This window comes from Chryseobacterium sp. CCNWLW53, from assembly GCF_037083525.1.
Lineage (GTDB): Bacteria > Bacteroidota > Bacteroidia > Flavobacteriales > Weeksellaceae > Chryseobacterium > Chryseobacterium lathyri.
On sequence record NZ_JBAOJR010000003.1, the window covers coordinates 707,294 to 724,187 of the forward strand.

Here is a 16,894-nt window from a genome sequence, read left to right on the forward strand (position 1 = left end):
GGGAAACTTTAAATCCTTATTTATGGTATCAGAATATCTTAAGCAAAATACAGCGGAATATCACGATGCAGCAGAGAAACTTTTCAATTCTGAAAAAATTTTCAATAAAACCTTTACCTTAGAAGATTACAAAAAGATCATCAATACGAATTATCTTATGCTTCTTCACAGTGAAGATAAAATATTCAAAAGTCTTTCCGATAAGTACTCCGAAAAACTTCAGCTCAGCAACAGGAAAAAGCTTTCTCTTATCGAAAAGGATCTTGAAAGTCTTTCTCTTGAAAATCAGAATGCTTCCCACAATCTTGAGTTTAATAATGAACATGAAGCTTTGGGAGCAATGTACGTGATTGAAGGTTCTACTTTAGGTGGAAATGTAATTGCCAAACAGCTTTCTAAAACAGAGGGTTTTGATGAGGTGACCTTCAATTTTTTCGGATGCTACCAGGAAAATACGGGCTCCATGTGGAAGAGCTTCAAAGAGGTTTTAGATACTGAAGTTACCGAGGAACATTACAATGAGGTCCTTTCGGGAGCAAAAAAGCTATATACGTTTTTACTGAACGTCAATTAATTTCAACGAACCCTAATTAAATTCCTGAAAAATTGCCCACATTTTCAGGAATTGTTAAATTTGGGCGTTTCAATTTTTAGACTAAACTAAAAAATAATTTAAAAAAAGTATACAATATGAAAGTAACTGTAGTAGGTGCAGGCGCTGTAGGAGCAAGCTGTGCAGAATACATCGCAATGAAAAACTTCTGTTCAGAAGTAGTTTTAGTAGACATTAAAGAAGGATTTGCTGAAGGTAAAGCAATGGATTTGATGCAGACTGCATCGCTTAACGGATTCGATACAAAAATTACCGGAACAACAGGAGATTACAGCAAAACTGCAGGTTCTCATGTGGCAGTAATCACTTCAGGTATTCCAAGAAAACCTGGAATGACAAGAGAGGAACTGATTGGTATCAACGCCGGTATTGTGAAAGAAGTTACTGAAAACTTAGTAAAGAATTCTCCGGAAGTTATTATCATCGTAGTTTCTAACCCAATGGATACTATGGCTTATCTGGTACACAAAACTTCAGGTCTTCCTAAGCACAAGATCATCGGAATGGGTGGTGCATTGGATTCTGCAAGATTCAAATACAGATTGGCTGAAGCATTGGAAAGCCCTATCTCTGATGTAGACGGTATGGTAATCGCTGCACACAGTGATACAGGAATGCTTCCGTTATTGAGCAAAGCTACAAGAAACGGTGTTCCAGTAACTGAATTCTTAAGTGATGAGCAACAAAAATATGTAATTGAAGAAACTAAAGTAGGAGGGGCTACATTGACTAAATTGTTAGGAACTTCAGCTTGGTATGCACCAGGTGCAGCAGTTTCTGTAATGGTTCAGGCAATCGCTTGCGACCAGAAGAAAATGATCCCTTGCTCTTTAATGCTTGAAGGTGAATACGGACAAAATGATATCTGCTTAGGTGTTCCTGCTATTATCGGGAAAAACGGAGTAGAGAAAATTGTAAATGTAACGCTTACTGCAGATGAGCAGTTGAAGTTTGCCGAAGCAGCTAATGCTGTAAGAGAAGTGAATGGAGATCTTAAGTTTTAATTGACTTAAGCTTTATATAAAGCCTCAGCGCGGCCAAAGGCCGCGCTGAGGCTTTTTTATTCCAGAGGCCAATTCCTCATTTATTACTTGTGTTTGTTTATGAAATGCCAAACTGCATTCACAAATTCTCTATTTTTCTCATAATACAAAAGATGTCCCCCATCAATGGCAACCACCTTTTGATCTGGAAACCGGAATGTTTTATAATGCATGGTTCCTACGGCTTTGTCCATTTTTCCAGTGATAACTAAGACTGGAACATGAATATCTTTTGTGATCGGTGCATAATCAGTATAATGTTCAGGAAACTCTTTTGGTTTTGAAATCACGGCCATCCCAAAATCTATGATCCTTGGGTGAAGAGAATCTATTTTATCGGTTTTTCTGATGGTTTCAATATCTTCGGTAAGGAATTTATATCCGATTCTTTTCTTTCTTAAGGCAGCACTTATTTTCGAAAGTTCCGCAGAAAGACTGTCTTCAGGAACAGCTTTGTTGGGCTGCTGAAGAAGATTGTTTCCATATTCTATTTGCTCTTTCAGGGTTTCATCATTGAGGAAATGAAGCGTGATATTAGCCAAAATTAATCCCTTTGTGTGCTGAGGATATTTTTTTGCATAATTAACCGCTATAATTCCTCCGAAAGAATGAGCCAATAGAAAAACTTTATCAAGCTTCAGGTGTTGCCTCAGTTCTTCAATATCCTGAACCATTGCATCCAGGTGATAATTCTCCGATTTCCCGGATTCACCGGATCCCCGCTGATCCATATAAACCATCTGCATGTTTTTTTCAAGGTTGTTTCCACCTAAAAGTTCAAATGACGGAAATCCCTGCCCAGGTCCTCCCGGAACATAAATGCAGGCTTCTCCTTTTCCGGAAACTTTATATCTGATCTTAACATGATCAGAGGTTTCAAAAGATTGTTCTGTACTGTTTTTCTGTGCTGAAACACCAATTGCAGCAAGGAATAATAACAGGAGAAAGTGGATGTTTTTCATATCATAATAACAGTTCATGGAGAAGATTTATTACTTCATGGCAGGTTATTTTTTTCTGCTTTTAAGTTCAATCATCTGCATCGATTATTGTATAAAAAATCCTTATACAGCTATAGGGCTCTGTACTTTCACTTTTTAAAATGAACTTTACAGATTTCAAAATGTTGAATTTTAAAATTTACTGTAGATTTCTTCTTTGCTTTTCTTTTTTGAGATTTTGCCAGTTAATGATATTGACGACCACTAAAGGGAATAAGCAGATGGGAATGATCATGATTGGGCTGAAGCCTTTCTTAAGCATCAGGGCCATAGAGGCAAGAAAAAGAAGAGTTATTGATACACCAAGCATAACAGTAAGTATCTTCAGTTTTTTTTCATTACTGATCAGTTCTTCATCGGTGTATTCGGATATCGGTTTACTTCTCATATTAGTTTTTTTTGATGACTTCCAGGGTTCCTATGTTCCCGACAGGTGCAATGATGATGTTTTTATTTCCCTTTGATACATAAAAATAATATGTACTGTTGATATCAATCAAATAAATATCTGCAGGTGCTCCTGAGCCGGAAGTTATTTTATAATTATATTTTAAATCCTGGCTTTCAATTCTTTTTTTGATGATGTTGCCCTGTCCGATACCTAAACCCACAAATAAAGCGAGAAGTTCTATCGCCACCAGTAAGCCAAATATTGGAATCATCGCTTTTCGAAGGCCTTTCTTATCAACTTCACTGTCTATTTTGTAGCTTCCCAGCAATTTCTTACCCCAGTTTGTATGACTGTTTCTGAAGATAATAGTCTGAATAATAAAGAAAAAAAGAATGACAGAGATTACCACGATGATCAGAATAGGACTCGAAGTCATATCTGCAAGCGGGCTGATCAGGATATCCGTGATCGATGAATATTTCAAAATATTTACATCCAACTGATAAAAAAGAATACTTTCCTTTAAAAGTCCAAGAATGATAAGATATAAATATCCCAAAGGCAGTAATCCCTGAATTTTTTCTAAATATTTCATCGTACTAATATATTATTTTATACTGATATTGCAGTATCTTATAGAAAACATATTACGGGATGCATTTTTATTATCATTATGGGAAAAAGATTGCATGAAAATATCAGCTAAAAGACTTTCTGAATTCCAAGGGAGAAAGACTGGTTTTACTTTTGAATAGCTTGCTGAATGATTGAGAGTGCTCAAAACCTAATTCATAAGCAATCTCACTGATCGACAGCTGGGTGGTGGATAATTTTTCTTTTGCCTTTCCGATCAGTCTTTCGTGGATGTGCTGTTGGGTATTCTGGCCGGTAAGAACTTTTAGCAAACCGGTTAAATAACCTGGAGACACATTCAGTTCATCAGCAATATGCTGTACACTTGGTAGCCCTTTGGTGATAAGATCTTCGCTGTTGAAATAATCAGCAAGCAATGTCTCCAGAGAATCCAGGATTTTATGGCTGGAAATTTTGCGGGTAATAAATTGACGCTGATAAAAACGTTCCGAATAATTGAGCAGCGTCTCAATCTGTGAAATAATAATATTCTGACTGAATGTATCAATATTGGAACGATATTCCTGGTGAATATTCTGAACAATATTATCAATGATATTTTCCTCTTTCTCGGATAGAAACAACGCTTCGTTCACAGAATAATCAAAGAATTCATAATTTTGTATAGTCTTTGCCAAAGGAGTGTGCCAAAGAAAATCGGGATGAATGAGCAGTATCCATCCCGTATGTTTTGTAATTGAATCCGGATCTCTTTTAATGCTGAAAACCTGTCCCGGAGCCATAAAAAACATGAATCCTTCATCAAAATCATACTGCTGCTGACCATATTTTATCTTTGTGAGAGATGTTCGCTTAACAGAAATAGAGTAGAAGTCAAGGATCCAGCTCAGTTCAGCTTCATTTGTATCATCCTTAATCGTACTGTAATCCACAACACTGATGAGCGGATGCCCAGGCTTTGCAAGGCCACGGAACTGGTGAAATTCACTGATTGTTTTGATTCTGATGGGCTGCTTCATATCACAAAATTAATTATTATTGATGATAAGCTGCTGCAAATTCTTTTGCAAATTCTTTCAGCTTTACTTTTCCTAAAACAGGCTTGTACAGATAATAATCTTCGTATAAAACGCTGTTTCCTCTTGCTGCATTCATCTCTACAAAACCTTTAGCTGTTTTCGGATTCATTCCTGCGTTCACCATACCTTTTAGAAGGTCTTCATCAGAAACAGTTAGCCATTTAAGATCTGTTTTACCAATAGCTTCACCCAATGTTTGGGCAATTTCGTTGGGCGAGATTTCTTCGCTAGCAATATAACGGATTTCTCTTCCGCTGAATGGTTTTTCAATCTCTTCCGCAATGGTACTGGCAATATCCAGTGGCGATACCCAGGGTTCTTTTTGATCTCCACCATAATTTTGAATGATTAAACCTTGTGATTTGATTGTAGGAATGAATGAGAACATATTGTAATAAAACCCGACCGGGCGCATAAATTTAATGGAAACATCATCCGGAAGCTCATTCAGTATTTTTTCTACATTATAATGAGATCTAAGAATCCCGTTTCCCTCACTCATATGTGCTCCGATACTGCTTAAATGAACAATATTCTTTACGCCTGATCTTTCAAAAGCCTCTTTGTAGTTTCTTGCGATCTGGATATTGGCCTCTATAAAATCAATAGTATGATCAAAGAATACGCTGACATTCAAGGCCTCCATAGCATACACAACATCTGCACCTTTAAAGGTTTCTGCTAAAAAATCAACATCTTCCATGGATCCGATTGCGGCTTTTGCTCCTAAAGCCTCAATTTCGGGTTGTCTTTCACTGCTTCTGCTGATAACGGTTACAGAATGTCCTCTGCCTGCCAATTCTTTTGTCAGCGGTTTGCTGATATTTCCTAATGAACCTGTTACGATAATTTTCATTTTGACTTTTTTTTTGTTGAAGCAAAATTCCATAATTGTTAAAAGATATTTGTATCCGAATCTGCTTTTCGCGTAGTCAAATCTGGTAGTAATAATTCTAAATAAAAAAGAGCGGTAAAAACCGCCCCTCATTTATCTAACAATAATTTCTTTCTAAAAATAAACGCATCCGCATCCGGTTTCCCAAGGCTGACATAAGCGTTGTGGTTCATCGCAGCCACCGCCAGGATTTCCACCACCGTCAGATCTGTAGCAGGTTCCGTTGCTGCAATAGTAAGATCCACTGGTAGGAGGGCAGTTTCCATCCATATCACACAATGCATAGGCAGTATCACCCCCGCTGATAATTCCCAACTCTTTTCTTGTTAATTTCTTTAGATTTTTCATAGCAGTTAATATTTTAGTTTGTTGATTACTAAGATATAAAAATTTTAATACACGTGGATGTGATTTAAATGCATTGTTTTAAATTAAAAGAAAAAGTAGAAAGGATAGTAACAAAACTGCGGGAGAAAGTTTTTCCTTTTCCCGCAGTGAATAACCGGTACGTTAAAAATTATGCATTTATCATGCTAAAAGCTCCTTCGGAATTTGCAAAAAAGTTGTTGTAGAGAACTTCAGTAATTCCTACACGGATTTCGTAAGTATCATTAATAAGGGCATTTACAAAGCTTTCTGCTACCTCTGACGCAGGGATACCATTCTCTCTACCTCCGATTTCTGCTGAAAAATCTGTATTAACAAGAGGTGGCATCAATTCAAAAACTTTAACAGAAGTGTCTTTTGCCAGCTCATGCCTTAATATTTTAGTGTAAGAATGGAGTGCTGCTTTAGAATCGGAATAAGTAGGAACGTGGGAACCCGGAGCAAATGCTACAATAGAAGAAACATTTACAACTGCAGCGTTTTCCTGTTGTTTCAGTAAAGGAAGTAACTTTTCGGTCAGACGAATGGGAGCAAAATAATTGGTTTCAAATTCAGCAACAGCCTTGCTATACGTGTCTGATGTATCAGAGATTGTATAAGCATAGGCATGTCCGGCATTGTTGATCAGAATATTCAGCCCTCCGAAATTCACTTTAATTTCCTCGATCAGATGGTTTACATCTTGTTCATTGGTAATATCTGCCTGAATAGTAAAGACATTTTCAAGACCTTTTGCTGCTGCATCAAGCTTTTCTTTATTTCTTCCTGCAATAATAATTTTGTTTGTTGTGCTCAGTGCTTTTGCAATTTCTAATCCGATTCCTGAGCCTCCGCCAGTAATTAAAATCGTGTTGTTGGTAATGTTCATAACATTTTTGGTATTAAATTAATAGGTATTTTAAATTGTACTAAATGGTACATAATTGAATAAAAAATTTTAACTGAGTATTTTAAGATTCATTTCAATAATGCTTTTAAGAATTTCCGGTGAGCCTTCCATTCTTCTCGTAACATGAATCCCGTTCCATAAATTGCTCAGGTACCACCCGGTCATTTCGGGATCTTCGGTACTGGTGATCTGCCCGTTTGCCTGTGCATTTTTGATAGTTTCTGCAAACAGAGTCTGCAGTTTTTTCAGCAATTGGACTGTTATTTTTTTTATTTCATGATCTTTTTCAGAAAGCTGAACCAAGGCATTTCCTAAATAGCAGCCACGTTCTTTATCGCAATCAGAAGCGTCAGCAAGATTCAGGAAAAACTGTCTGATGAATTGTACTTTGTCTTCAGACTCGGCAATGCCGTCTGAAAGCTTTTGATAAAAATATTCTGAAAACTGGGTGATCGACCGGATATAAAGTTCCCGCTTTCCACCTTTAAAAGCAAGATAAAAACTGCCTTTTCCGATACCCATAGCGCATAATAACTCATCAGCAGAAGCTGTATCATAGCCTTTGTCCCTGAAAACTTCAGTTGCCTTTGCAACAGCTTCTTGTTCGTCAAATATTTTAGGTCTTCCTGCCATTGGGATTATTTCTGAGACAAAGGTATTTTATTGTACTGTTTGGTACAAAATAATATTTTCAATATGTTTTATAGTTTCTGTCGATATAAACTAATGAACAGAGTAAAACTGCATCATCCTATAGATCTAAAGTCATAAAAACAGCAGTTTCCTCCGGGTTTTTATAGAGTCTTGTATTAATTCCTGTGATGCTGAAGCCCATTCTTCTGTAAAACTGCATGGCCGGATAATTGGTATTTTGCGTTTCAAGTTCAATGATTCTGCAGTTTAAATGTCTGGCTTCCCGGACAGCATTTTTGATCAGCTGCGCCCCGGTTCCATTTCTTCTGAATTTTTCATTGATCAGAATATTCTCAATGTAAAAGCTGTTGTTCCATGTCCGGTGCTCACAGATGATCCAGCCTATCAGTTCATTATCTTCAAAAGCTCCGAAAGAATGTCCTTTTTCAATGATTTCATTAAGTTCTTCAAGCTCATCCGAATGGGTTTCCCAAATCTTAGAGTAGGGCATAGATTTTTCTTTTAATACAAATTCAAAAGAACCGCCATATTCAACAAAAGAAATGGATAAGATCTTATCTGTGGTGTATCCGTTAAGTCCCCAGTGTAGGGTAGGGTTTTCAGTCAGTTTTTCTAATTTTTTTATTTCCATGGAAATGCGGAATGTGATTGGTTTATTGAATTTCTGTACAGATTTCTACTAAATAATGATCAGGATCTTTGATATAGGCTACTTTCTGTCCCCAAGGTTTTACTGCAATACCTTCATAAAGAACGGCTCCGTTTTTAACTGCTTTTTCTACCAGTTTCTCAACATTATCTGTTGTAAAACCCAATTCAATTCCGAAAGGTTTTTCTTCAGATTTGGAAAACAGAAATCCTTGTTTTATATTGGAACTGGCCAGACTTATAGATGCGAAAGAAAGACTCGTTTCCCCGGTAAGAAGTTCTCCGTAATCTTTTTCAGGAGTGATGAATTTAATAGGCATATCAAATGTTTGGTGATAAAAATTCATTGATTTTTCCACATCTTCAACATATAAAATGACGTATTTGAATTTGATCATAGTAATAGCTTATTTTTTATTTAAAATATATTCTTCGTCAGTAATCAGTTCTACAAAAGGACCGTTCCGCGGATAATATTCCATTCCTCCGAAATGCCCGAAGTGAAGCTGATATTTCTGTTCCAGTTGACGCATTTTGTTTCCAAAAGTATTTACATCGACATTTTGAACTGCATTTTCCAGCTGTCTTCCGTTGGAGAAAAAAAGCATCAGATTGGAATGCTGTTTAAAATTGCAATGATAATAATAGAACACGTGAATATTTTCTTCAGTACATATCCGGGTCAAATCATTGACCAGATCTTTTTTGTTTGCTGAAGGCAAATTACAATCAATCCTGACAGAAAGGTTTTCAGCATTGTTTTTCTTGAAATCGGAACTGATGATTTGCAGAAAACTATGCTCTATAGTTTCAAAATTTTTCCTTTCCGGACTGAACTTTCTGCTTGATTTTACTTCAAAAGGCAGATCAGCCAGAACTGCATTGTGATGAATCAGCAACTGTTCTATTTCCGAAACAAACTGAAAATGCTCATCAAAAAGAGTATAATCGCCTGTGGAAATCAATAATTGGCTTTCATTGATCTTAATATCTAAATACAATCTTTTAAAACGGAAATGCAATTCCCCCAGTTTTGTGATGAGATTTTCGGGATGATCTACTGAAACCCGGGCTTCTAACTCAGCCGGATTGTCAGCATGCCCTCCAAAGCCTTTGAAAAACCTGAAAAATTGGAAATTGTATACATTTTCCGGAAATTTAAAATACCAATATACTCCTAAAATCATTTCTGCACTTATTGGTTTAATAGACGGTTCTCAAATTTAAAGAAAATTTCACACTCCAAAACTTTCAAAACCCGTAAATTTGTGGTCAACAAAAATTTACTAGATGCTTAGGAAAATTTCAATTGCGGCAGCAGCTTTATTGTCCGTGATTACAATCAATGCTCAGAAGAACAAAAATTCTCAATTAGAAAGACCCAAATTAGTCGTAGGATTAGTGGTAGATCAGATGAGGTGGGACTATCTGTACCGTTTTTACAGTAAATACGGAAATGACGGTTTCAAAAGACTCCTGAATACCGGATATTCTTTAAATAATGTTCATATCAACTATGTACCTACTGTTACGGCTTTGGGACATACCAGCATCTATACAGGTTCTGTACCTGCGATTCATGGTATTGCCGGAAATGACTGGACGGATAAAGAAACAGGGAAAAATGTTTACTGTACAACAGATGAAAACGTTCAGCCGGTAGGAACAACCAATACAAAAATAGGAAGCCATTCTCCAAAAAACCTTTGGTCTACAACCGTAACGGATGAATTGAGACTGGCTACCAATTTCCAGGGAAAAGTGATCGGGGTTTCGTTAAAAGACCGTGCTTCCATTCTTCCAGCGGGACATACTCCGAACGGAGCTTTCTGGTTTGATGACAGTACCGGAAGCTTTATTACGAGTACATGGTATATGAACGATTTGCCTCAATGGGTTAAATCTTTCAATTCGCAGAACCTGCCTGAAAAATTAGTGGCAAACGGATGGAATACTTTGCTCCCGATTAATCAGTATACAGAAAGTTCTCCTGACAATTCTTCTTGGGAGGGGCTGTTGGGAAGTGCAAAAACTCCTGTTTTCCCTTACAGTAATTTAGCACAGGATTACCAGGCAAAAAAAGATAATATCCGCTATACACCTTTCGGAAATACGCTGACGCTTAAATTGGCTGAAGCTTCTGTGGAAGGTGAAAAATTAGGAAGTGATCAGATTACCGACTTTTTAGCAATCAACCTGGCTTCTACAGATTATGCAGGACATAAATTCGGTCCTAATTCTATAGAAGTGGAAGATGTTTATTTAAGACTTGACCAGGATCTGGCTCAGTTTTTCAGCTACCTGGATTCAAAAGTAGGAAAAGGAGAGTATACTGTTTTCCTTTCTGCTGACCACGGTGGAGCTCATTCTGTAGGATTCCTGAAAGAACATAAAATTACTACAGGATTCTTTGGTGAAGGAATGGAAAAAGATATCAATCAGAAGCTGAAGGATAAATTCGGAGTCGATAAGCTTATTAATGCAGTAGACAACTATCAGATCTATTTTGACAGAAAGCTGATGCAGGATAATAAAATTGAACTGGATGATCTGAGAGACTTTACGATAAAAGAGCTTCAGAAAGATCCTACTGTTTTATATGCTGTTTCTGTGGATGAAGTTCAGGAAGCTACTATTCCGGAGCCTATCAAACAGAGAATCATCAACGGGATCAACAGACAGAGAAGCGGAGATATTCAGCTGATTTCTCACGATTCCATGCTTCCTCCATATTCTAAAACAGGAACTACCCACAGCGTATGGAATTCTTATGATGCACACATACCATTGATCTTTATGGGATGGGGAATCCAGAAAGGAGAAAGTAATAAGCCTTATAATATGACGGATATTGCACCTACCGTTTCATCATTACTGAAAATTCAGTTCCCGAGTGGAAATATAGGAAACCCAATCACAGAAGTTATTGGAAGATAAAATCACAAAAAGCATTCTGAAAAGGATGCTTTTTTTATTATCATTCATAGCTGATCATTTGACCTTATCAGCCCCTTGAATCTATTCTTCAGTAGATTCTATTTAACAGATTGAAAAGTGAAAATAAAAAAATAACCAAAAAACTCGCAGGATTTTCTGCGAGTTTTGTTTTATTGAATTAGAATTATTCTTCATCTTCAGGATTATCTTCATCTTCTTCATCCTCATACTGTTCGAGGTAATAAGTGAAGCTGAAATCTTCTGTTTCATCTTCTGCATCTTCAAGAGTTGTCAGAAGATCTTCAAAGATCTCAAGCTGGTCTACCGTCATATTCACAAATTCAATGTGAAGCGGCAGCTCCAATCCTCCGGTAATAATGTCGGAAAGAGCATCAAGATTATCTCCAAAATGTTCTGGAAGACTAACTTTTTCCTTTAATTGGGTATAAAAATCTTCATAGTCTCCTATGTCTGTAAAATCGATATATATTGTCTTCATATTCCTTTCTTTTTCTTATTAATTTAATATTGGTCATTGCGAGGAGCGTAGCGACGAAGCAATCTTAAAAAACATCCATGATATTTTCAATATCGTCGGTTAAATCTCTCCACTCAGGGTTTATTGAATTTATCAAATCTAATTTTTTCTGTCTTGAGCCTGCCTTGATTTGCTTTTCCCGAAAAATAGCATCTCCTATTTCCTGAAAAGATTCCCAATAGACAAGTATGTATAATTTATATCTTGATGTGAAACTTTGTTCGTAATACGCTTCTTTATGCTGTTGTATGCGTTTGGACAGGTTTGAAGTAACTCCTGTGTAAAGAGTTGTATGATTCTTATTGGTCATAATATAAACAAATCCTGGTTTCATAGGAATGTAATCTTATTGATTTAAAGATTGCTTCGTCGCTACGCTCCTCGCAATGACATATTCAACTATTGCTTCTCAAAACTTTTATAATGGTTTTTAGTCAGATAAACATCACCATTTTCCGTAAAGATAATCCGGTCTGCATTTCGGTTTCCACAGCTGTAATTCACATCAGCTTCATAATATCTTTCACCCTGAGGAAGTTTCTTTTCGCGGTTTCCGAACTTATCTCCGCCTATAGCCTTGCCTGGCAATACATCGCAGAGGTTACCTTTTGAAGCATTCCAACCCTGTTTTCTAGCCTCATTTTTAGTGATATAATAATCAGGAAGTCTGTGATTCTGCTTTACATAATTAATGACCGTTTTCTCCTCTGTGAGCCGGTCAATAGGCTGCGAGGGATGGTTTGCATTATTACTTTGGGAATGTGGAGATTCACTTCCATAGCTTGTAGCCTCTGTTTTTACAGTCTCTGTATTCCCCTTTTTGTCTGCAATAAAGTTATTGTAAATATACATCGCGGACATTCCGAAAAGAAGCCCCAGACAAATAAAAAATACTGACCTTATTTTACCGTTCATATATACATCTTATCATTCAAAACTAATCGTTTCTCCATTCCTCAGGAATATCACAAACCGGAATAGGATTTATTTTATGCTGAGCTGCTTTATGCATTCGGTCAAAAATTAAAAATACCTCTTTATCGCGACCCTCATAATCATCTGCAGTTTTAGTTCCGTATTCTTTTTGAATTTCCTCCAGTTCCGGATATGTTGCTCCGATTTGATCTTCGTCGGTTCTGTCTGCGTCCCAAAGTCCGTCTGTCGGAATTGCATTTTGAATACTTTCGATAAGGTTTAATCCTTTTGCCAACTTATAAATCTCAGTTTTATATAGATCAGCAATTGGAGAAACATCTACACCACCGTCCCCGTATTTGGTATAAAATCCGATTCCGAAATCCTCCACTTTGTTTCCGGTTCCGCAGACCAAAAGCCCGTGAAGTTGTCCAAAGTAATACAATGTCAACATTCTGAAACGGGATCTGGTATTGGCAAGAGCAAGATTGTTACTCCATCTTCCTTCAATATGATCTTCAACGACATCTTCAAAAGTTTCAAAAACAGGAGTTAGATTGATGGTTTTACCCTGAACGTTTGGAAATCTTTTTTTTAGATCTTCAATATGATCCTGAGCACGGTTGACCTGGTCCTGTTTCTGACGTATCGGCATTTCGAGAAGCAATACTTCAAGTCCGGTCATTGCACAAAGCGTGGAAACTACTCCAGAATCTACACCCCCGGAAACACCTATTACATATCCTTTTACATTAGCTTTTACAGCATAATCCTTTAACCATGCTACAATATGATCTATTACTTTTTGAGTCTGCATTATTTATTTTTTTAGTCTATTACAAATTCTTTAGGCATTTCTACGCCTTTTACATTTTTTAATCCGTCTTTTATCATTTCCACAGCCATTGCATTCACTTCACGAATTTCAAACGGAAAAGAAATCCAAAATTAATGGTTTTTTTGTAACCATACTATGGTAAATATTTTTCACGTCTGAGTTCATACCAGTTACAGACTCCATCAGGTTCTGTGAATTCATCGGTTTTTTCAAAGCCTAATTTCTTTAAAATATGATTGGATCCTTCATTTCCGGAATGGGCATGTGCATAGATCACATCAGCTTTCATGTCATTAAAACCAAGCTCCAGGGATGCTTTTGCAGCTTCCAGTGCATAACCTTTCCCCCAGAATTCAGGTAAATAACGGTAGCCAAGATCGAGTATGTTTTTATAACCATTGATCTCTTCGGTCAGTAATTTCAGCCCGCTCCAGCCAATCAGCAGCCCGGTTTCTTTTTCAATAACAGCAAGCCTTCCTATGCGGTTTTCTTGATATTGCTTCTGAATCATTCTGATTACAGCTAATGATTCACTTTGTTCTGTGAGTACCGGAACGCCGATATATTTCATCACTTCCGGATTAGAATCCAGCAGAAACATCCGTTCAACGTCTGATTCTTCAAATTTTCTTAAAATAAGTCTTTCTGTTTCTAGTTTCATGGTCATAATTATTGTTCAGCTCCGAAAATGGTTATATCAGTTTTCACTCCTTTCTTGATGTCTGATTCCTTCATTGGATTCCCGCCTATATTCAGTGTTTGAAGGGCTGGATTTTTTGAAATGTCAAGTTTCTGGATCTTATTGTGCTCTACGTTTAATTTTCTTAAATTTTTGAGCGGAGTGATATCAACTGCTTTTAATTGATTTAAAGATAATGTTAATTGATCAATTCTTGGGGTTTCCTTTAACGAAATATTCTCCAGAAGGTTGTTGTCAAGATACAAGGAAGCCAAGCTTTTAAGACCTTCTGCCCTAAAAGAAGAAATCTTGCATCCTGTACAGGAAAACAGCTCGAGCTGTGGTAGTCCCATAATCGAAACATTCGGAATGGTATTATCATCAAGCACGATCATCTTGGCATTGCTAAAAAGGAGCATATCATCAGCTGATGTAATGCCTTTCTGAACCAGAAATAAATTGGTGATCATATCAGCTTCCAGTTTCTCCAGTGAGCCGTTTTTATTGAGATCAAAATTTTCAAGGACAGCTTTTTCAAAGTTCGGATCCTTAAAATTAAGTTTTTGGGCACGGAAAAGAAAAAATCCTGAAATAATAAGGCTGAAAGTTGCAAATATTTTAATTTTCATCATCGAATGTGTTTTTAATCCTTATTTTTGTACACTTAAATTTCATGTAAAAATAATGAAGATTTTTAGAATTATTGCCCTTTCTTCTATTTTGGTTCTCGCTTTGTATTCCTGTAAAAAAGAACCTGAGAACCAATGGAAAATAGAAGTAAAAGCACCTGCCGAAAAAGTTGAGATGACGGATATTTCCAAAGAATTCTATAATCAGGATATTCCTCTGGACCAATTCAAAGCTAAGTTTCCCTGGTTTCAGGGAACGGTTTCCGATGCGGATTTTGGAAAAAGAAAATCAGATGCAGAAGAGATTAAGATCTATAAAGAAGCAGCTGCTAAAATAGATCAGGCGAAACTTCAGAAGGAGCTTCAGGATCTGTTTTCTCATATCAAATACTATTTTCCACAGTTTAAAAGTCCTAAGGTTTACCTTTTTTCATCAGCACTTCAGATGGTTCAGGATCCTATTTTTTACGACTCAAAAGGGAATCTTCTGTTCATAGATATTACCGGCTTTATGGGAGATGGCAATGCCAATTACAAAGGACTTGAACTATATTTTCAGAAATCGATGAACCCGCAGAATATTATTCCGAAAGTTTCACAGATTTTCGCCGAAAGTATTGTGACGGAATCCCCTGATCATCAGAAATTCATAGACAAAGTTATTTTGAACGGAAAGATCATGATTTTGCAGGATGCTTTTCTTCCGGATACACTGGATTACCTGAAAATGAACTATACCAAGAAACAATACGACTGGGCTGTTGCTAATGAAGCTAATATCTGGAATTATTTCGTAGAAAGTAACCTGATCTTTGGCGATGATCCAAGACTGGTAGAACGTTTCATTTCTCCGGGACCATTCTCAAAATTTTATACGGAAATCGATAATGAATCTTCACCTCAGATCGGAATTTTTACCGGATGGCAGATCTGTAAAGCCTATTTCAGACAAAAACCTGAAACTAAACTTGTTGATTTTTTAAAGCTTGATGCTACCAACATCTTTAATGAAGCTGTTTACAAACCTAAAACCCCGTAATAGTAATAGTCAAAATAATATAAACCTTCAAAGTAATTTGGAGGTTATTTTTTTGATTTGAAAACTCAGGGTTTTTGCATCTTAATAAAGCGAAATTTTTTTTACATTAATCAGCATTTTCAGATGAAGATAAGTTCGTAGAAATTTTAGATAAGCTGAAGAAGTAGTAACTTTGCGGAAAAATTTTAGATTGATATGAGAAAAACTCAGATTACAATAGATGTAGAGTTGGATGAAAACCACATTCCTGAAAATATAACATGGAACGCCCAGGACGGCGGTGTGGAAAAAGAGGAAACAAAAGCAACAATGATCTCTGTTTGGGATGATAAAACAATGGAAGCTTTAAGAATCGATCTTTGGACAAAAGAAATGCCGGTAGACCAGATGAAGATGTTTATTCACCAGATTTTGGTATCTTTAGGCAGTACGTACCAGAGAGCTACCGGGGAAGAGGATGTAGCACAATGGCTGGAGCAGATTGCAGATGAGTTTGCTATAAAATCAGCCATCAGAATGTAATATCCAAACTACGCACCAATCACAAAATTATATGAAAAAAGCACTTTTACTCATCAGTACAGCGGTATTGTTGGCCGCGTGCAATAAAAAAACCGAACTCAAAGAAACCAAAACAACAGATTCTGTTGTAACGGCTGAAAAACTTCCGGCTTCTGAAAACAAAGATCTTTCCGGTACGGAGAAGGTTTCTGAAAATGCGGATATGGAGATCACCTTATTCAAAGAAAAGGAAATCCCTGCAGACATGCTAAAGGGAAGCCTTCACCCACATGATATGGAAGGCGAATCTGTCATGGAGCTTGTTCCCAGCATGGACGATTTCATTAAAGGAAACGGCTCGGATATTGCTTATATAGATGATTCCCTGAAAAAAATAATTCTCAAAATCAACGGGAAATTTGAGCAGCTGAAAGAAACAGGTAAAGATAAATACGAAAATAGTGAATATCTGGTTTCTTTTACAACCACAGTTCCCGATAAAGTTCCGGAAGAAATAGACGTTCTTGCGTATGCTTTTAACGGAAAACTGGAAGTGAAAAGAAAATCTGATAACGTTTCAAAGAGCCTTGATTTTTTCATGGGAGGCTTATAAAAAATAAAAAT

The 16,894-nt window shown here is 36.7% G+C and carries 23 protein-coding genes; 6 read left to right on the forward strand and 17 right to left on the reverse strand.

Annotation, left to right across the window (positions count from 1 at the left end; all coding sequences use genetic code 11):
- Window positions 1-22: 22 nt before the first annotated feature.
- Window positions 23-574, forward strand: a complete 552-nt coding sequence (locus V6R96_RS12325; RefSeq protein WP_336378791.1) for a biliverdin-producing heme oxygenase — start codon at window positions 23-25, stop codon at window positions 572-574.
- 116 nt (window positions 575-690) lie between these two features.
- On the forward strand, window positions 691-1,617 hold the full coding sequence (locus tag V6R96_RS12330; RefSeq protein ID WP_111956739.1) for a malate dehydrogenase: 927 nt from the start codon (window positions 691-693) through the stop codon (window positions 1,615-1,617).
- Between the two features lie 83 nt (window positions 1,618-1,700).
- Here V6R96_RS12330 and V6R96_RS12335 read toward each other — a convergent pair whose 3' ends face one another.
- The 11 genes from V6R96_RS12335 to V6R96_RS12385 form a co-directional block, all read right to left on the reverse strand.
- Complete coding sequence (locus V6R96_RS12335; protein ID WP_336378790.1) at window positions 1,701-2,636, reverse strand: alpha/beta hydrolase; 936 nt, start codon at window positions 2,634-2,636, stop codon at window positions 1,701-1,703.
- A 160-nt stretch (window positions 2,637-2,796) separates the two neighbouring features.
- Complete coding sequence (locus V6R96_RS12340) at window positions 2,797-3,045, reverse strand: redox-active disulfide protein 2 (RefSeq protein ID WP_111956743.1); 249 nt, start codon at window positions 3,043-3,045, stop codon at window positions 2,797-2,799.
- Window position 3,046: 1 nt separating this feature from the next.
- Window positions 3,047-3,643 (reverse strand): hypothetical protein, encoded by a 597-nt coding sequence (locus V6R96_RS12345; RefSeq protein WP_111956745.1) that lies wholly within the window; start codon window positions 3,641-3,643, stop codon window positions 3,047-3,049.
- Window positions 3,644-3,746: 103 nt separating this feature from the next.
- The gene (locus tag V6R96_RS12350; RefSeq protein WP_336378789.1) at window positions 3,747-4,661 is read right to left on the reverse strand and encodes a helix-turn-helix transcriptional regulator; all 915 of its coding nucleotides are present in this window, start codon (window positions 4,659-4,661) and stop codon (window positions 3,747-3,749) included.
- A 16-nt stretch (window positions 4,662-4,677) separates the two neighbouring features.
- Window positions 4,678-5,577 carry an NAD(P)H-binding protein gene (locus V6R96_RS12355; RefSeq protein WP_336378788.1) on the reverse strand — a complete coding sequence of 300 codons (900 nt, stop codon included), beginning with the start codon at window positions 5,575-5,577 and terminating at the stop codon, window positions 4,678-4,680.
- Between the two features lie 153 nt (window positions 5,578-5,730).
- Window positions 5,731-5,964 carry a bacteriocin-like protein gene (locus tag V6R96_RS12360; protein ID WP_111956751.1) on the reverse strand — a complete coding sequence of 78 codons (234 nt, stop codon included), beginning with the start codon at window positions 5,962-5,964 and terminating at the stop codon, window positions 5,731-5,733.
- A gap of 169 nt (window positions 5,965-6,133) precedes the next feature.
- A complete protein-coding gene (locus V6R96_RS12365) occupies window positions 6,134-6,871 on the reverse strand; it encodes an SDR family NAD(P)-dependent oxidoreductase (RefSeq protein WP_336378787.1) in 738 nt (245 codons plus the stop codon).
- Window positions 6,872-6,940: 69 nt separating this feature from the next.
- Window positions 6,941-7,525 (reverse strand): TetR/AcrR family transcriptional regulator, encoded by a 585-nt coding sequence (locus V6R96_RS12370; RefSeq protein WP_336378786.1) that lies wholly within the window; start codon window positions 7,523-7,525, stop codon window positions 6,941-6,943.
- Between the two features lie 118 nt (window positions 7,526-7,643).
- Window positions 7,644-8,177, reverse strand: coding sequence for a GNAT family N-acetyltransferase (locus V6R96_RS12375; RefSeq protein ID WP_336378785.1), 534 nt, complete (start codon window positions 8,175-8,177; stop codon window positions 7,644-7,646).
- A 22-nt stretch (window positions 8,178-8,199) separates the two neighbouring features.
- Window positions 8,200-8,592 carry a VOC family protein gene (locus tag V6R96_RS12380; RefSeq protein ID WP_336378784.1) on the reverse strand — a complete coding sequence of 131 codons (393 nt, stop codon included), beginning with the start codon at window positions 8,590-8,592 and terminating at the stop codon, window positions 8,200-8,202.
- A gap of 9 nt (window positions 8,593-8,601) precedes the next feature.
- Window positions 8,602-9,381, reverse strand: a complete 780-nt coding sequence (locus V6R96_RS12385; protein ID WP_336378783.1) for a hypothetical protein — start codon at window positions 9,379-9,381, stop codon at window positions 8,602-8,604.
- A 103-nt stretch (window positions 9,382-9,484) separates the two neighbouring features.
- Between V6R96_RS12385 and pafA the strand changes: the two genes are divergently transcribed.
- On the forward strand, window positions 9,485-11,131 hold the full coding sequence (gene pafA, locus V6R96_RS12390) for an alkaline phosphatase PafA (RefSeq protein WP_223559959.1): 1,647 nt from the start codon (window positions 9,485-9,487) through the stop codon (window positions 11,129-11,131).
- Window positions 11,132-11,315: 184 nt separating this feature from the next.
- Here pafA and V6R96_RS12395 read toward each other — a convergent pair whose 3' ends face one another.
- The 6 genes from V6R96_RS12395 to V6R96_RS12420 all read right to left on the reverse strand — a co-directional run bounded on the left by V6R96_RS12395 (window position 11,316) and on the right by V6R96_RS12420 (window position 14,733).
- Window positions 11,316-11,630 carry a barstar family protein gene (locus V6R96_RS12395; RefSeq protein WP_336378782.1) on the reverse strand — a complete coding sequence of 105 codons (315 nt, stop codon included), beginning with the start codon at window positions 11,628-11,630 and terminating at the stop codon, window positions 11,316-11,318.
- A gap of 64 nt (window positions 11,631-11,694) precedes the next feature.
- Complete coding sequence (locus V6R96_RS12400) at window positions 11,695-12,003, reverse strand: GIY-YIG nuclease family protein (RefSeq protein ID WP_336378781.1); 309 nt, start codon at window positions 12,001-12,003, stop codon at window positions 11,695-11,697.
- 65 nt (window positions 12,004-12,068) lie between these two features.
- A complete protein-coding gene (locus tag V6R96_RS12405) occupies window positions 12,069-12,584 on the reverse strand; it encodes a ribonuclease domain-containing protein (protein WP_336378780.1) in 516 nt (171 codons plus the stop codon).
- Window positions 12,585-12,606: 22 nt separating this feature from the next.
- A complete protein-coding gene (gene nadE, locus V6R96_RS12410; protein WP_111956769.1) occupies window positions 12,607-13,401 on the reverse strand; it encodes an NAD(+) synthase in 795 nt (264 codons plus the stop codon).
- Between the two features lie 154 nt (window positions 13,402-13,555).
- The gene (locus V6R96_RS12415; protein ID WP_336378779.1) at window positions 13,556-14,083 is read right to left on the reverse strand and encodes a GNAT family N-acetyltransferase; all 528 of its coding nucleotides are present in this window, start codon (window positions 14,081-14,083) and stop codon (window positions 13,556-13,558) included.
- Between the two features lie 8 nt (window positions 14,084-14,091).
- A complete protein-coding gene (locus V6R96_RS12420; RefSeq protein WP_111956773.1) occupies window positions 14,092-14,733 on the reverse strand; it encodes a leucine-rich repeat domain-containing protein in 642 nt (213 codons plus the stop codon).
- 52 nt (window positions 14,734-14,785) lie between these two features.
- On the opposite strand from V6R96_RS12420, the gene V6R96_RS12425 reads away from it, so the two are divergent.
- The 3 genes from V6R96_RS12425 (at window position 14,786) to V6R96_RS12435 (ending at window position 16,883) form a co-directional block, all read left to right on the forward strand.
- Window positions 14,786-15,769 (forward strand): gliding motility protein GldB, encoded by a 984-nt coding sequence (locus tag V6R96_RS12425; protein ID WP_336378778.1) that lies wholly within the window; start codon window positions 14,786-14,788, stop codon window positions 15,767-15,769.
- 195 nt (window positions 15,770-15,964) lie between these two features.
- Complete coding sequence (gene gldC / locus V6R96_RS12430; RefSeq protein WP_111956777.1) at window positions 15,965-16,291, forward strand: gliding motility protein GldC; 327 nt, start codon at window positions 15,965-15,967, stop codon at window positions 16,289-16,291.
- 31 nt (window positions 16,292-16,322) lie between these two features.
- The gene (locus tag V6R96_RS12435; RefSeq protein WP_336378777.1) at window positions 16,323-16,883 is read left to right on the forward strand and encodes a hypothetical protein; all 561 of its coding nucleotides are present in this window, start codon (window positions 16,323-16,325) and stop codon (window positions 16,881-16,883) included.
- Window positions 16,884-16,894 lie beyond the last annotated feature (11 nt).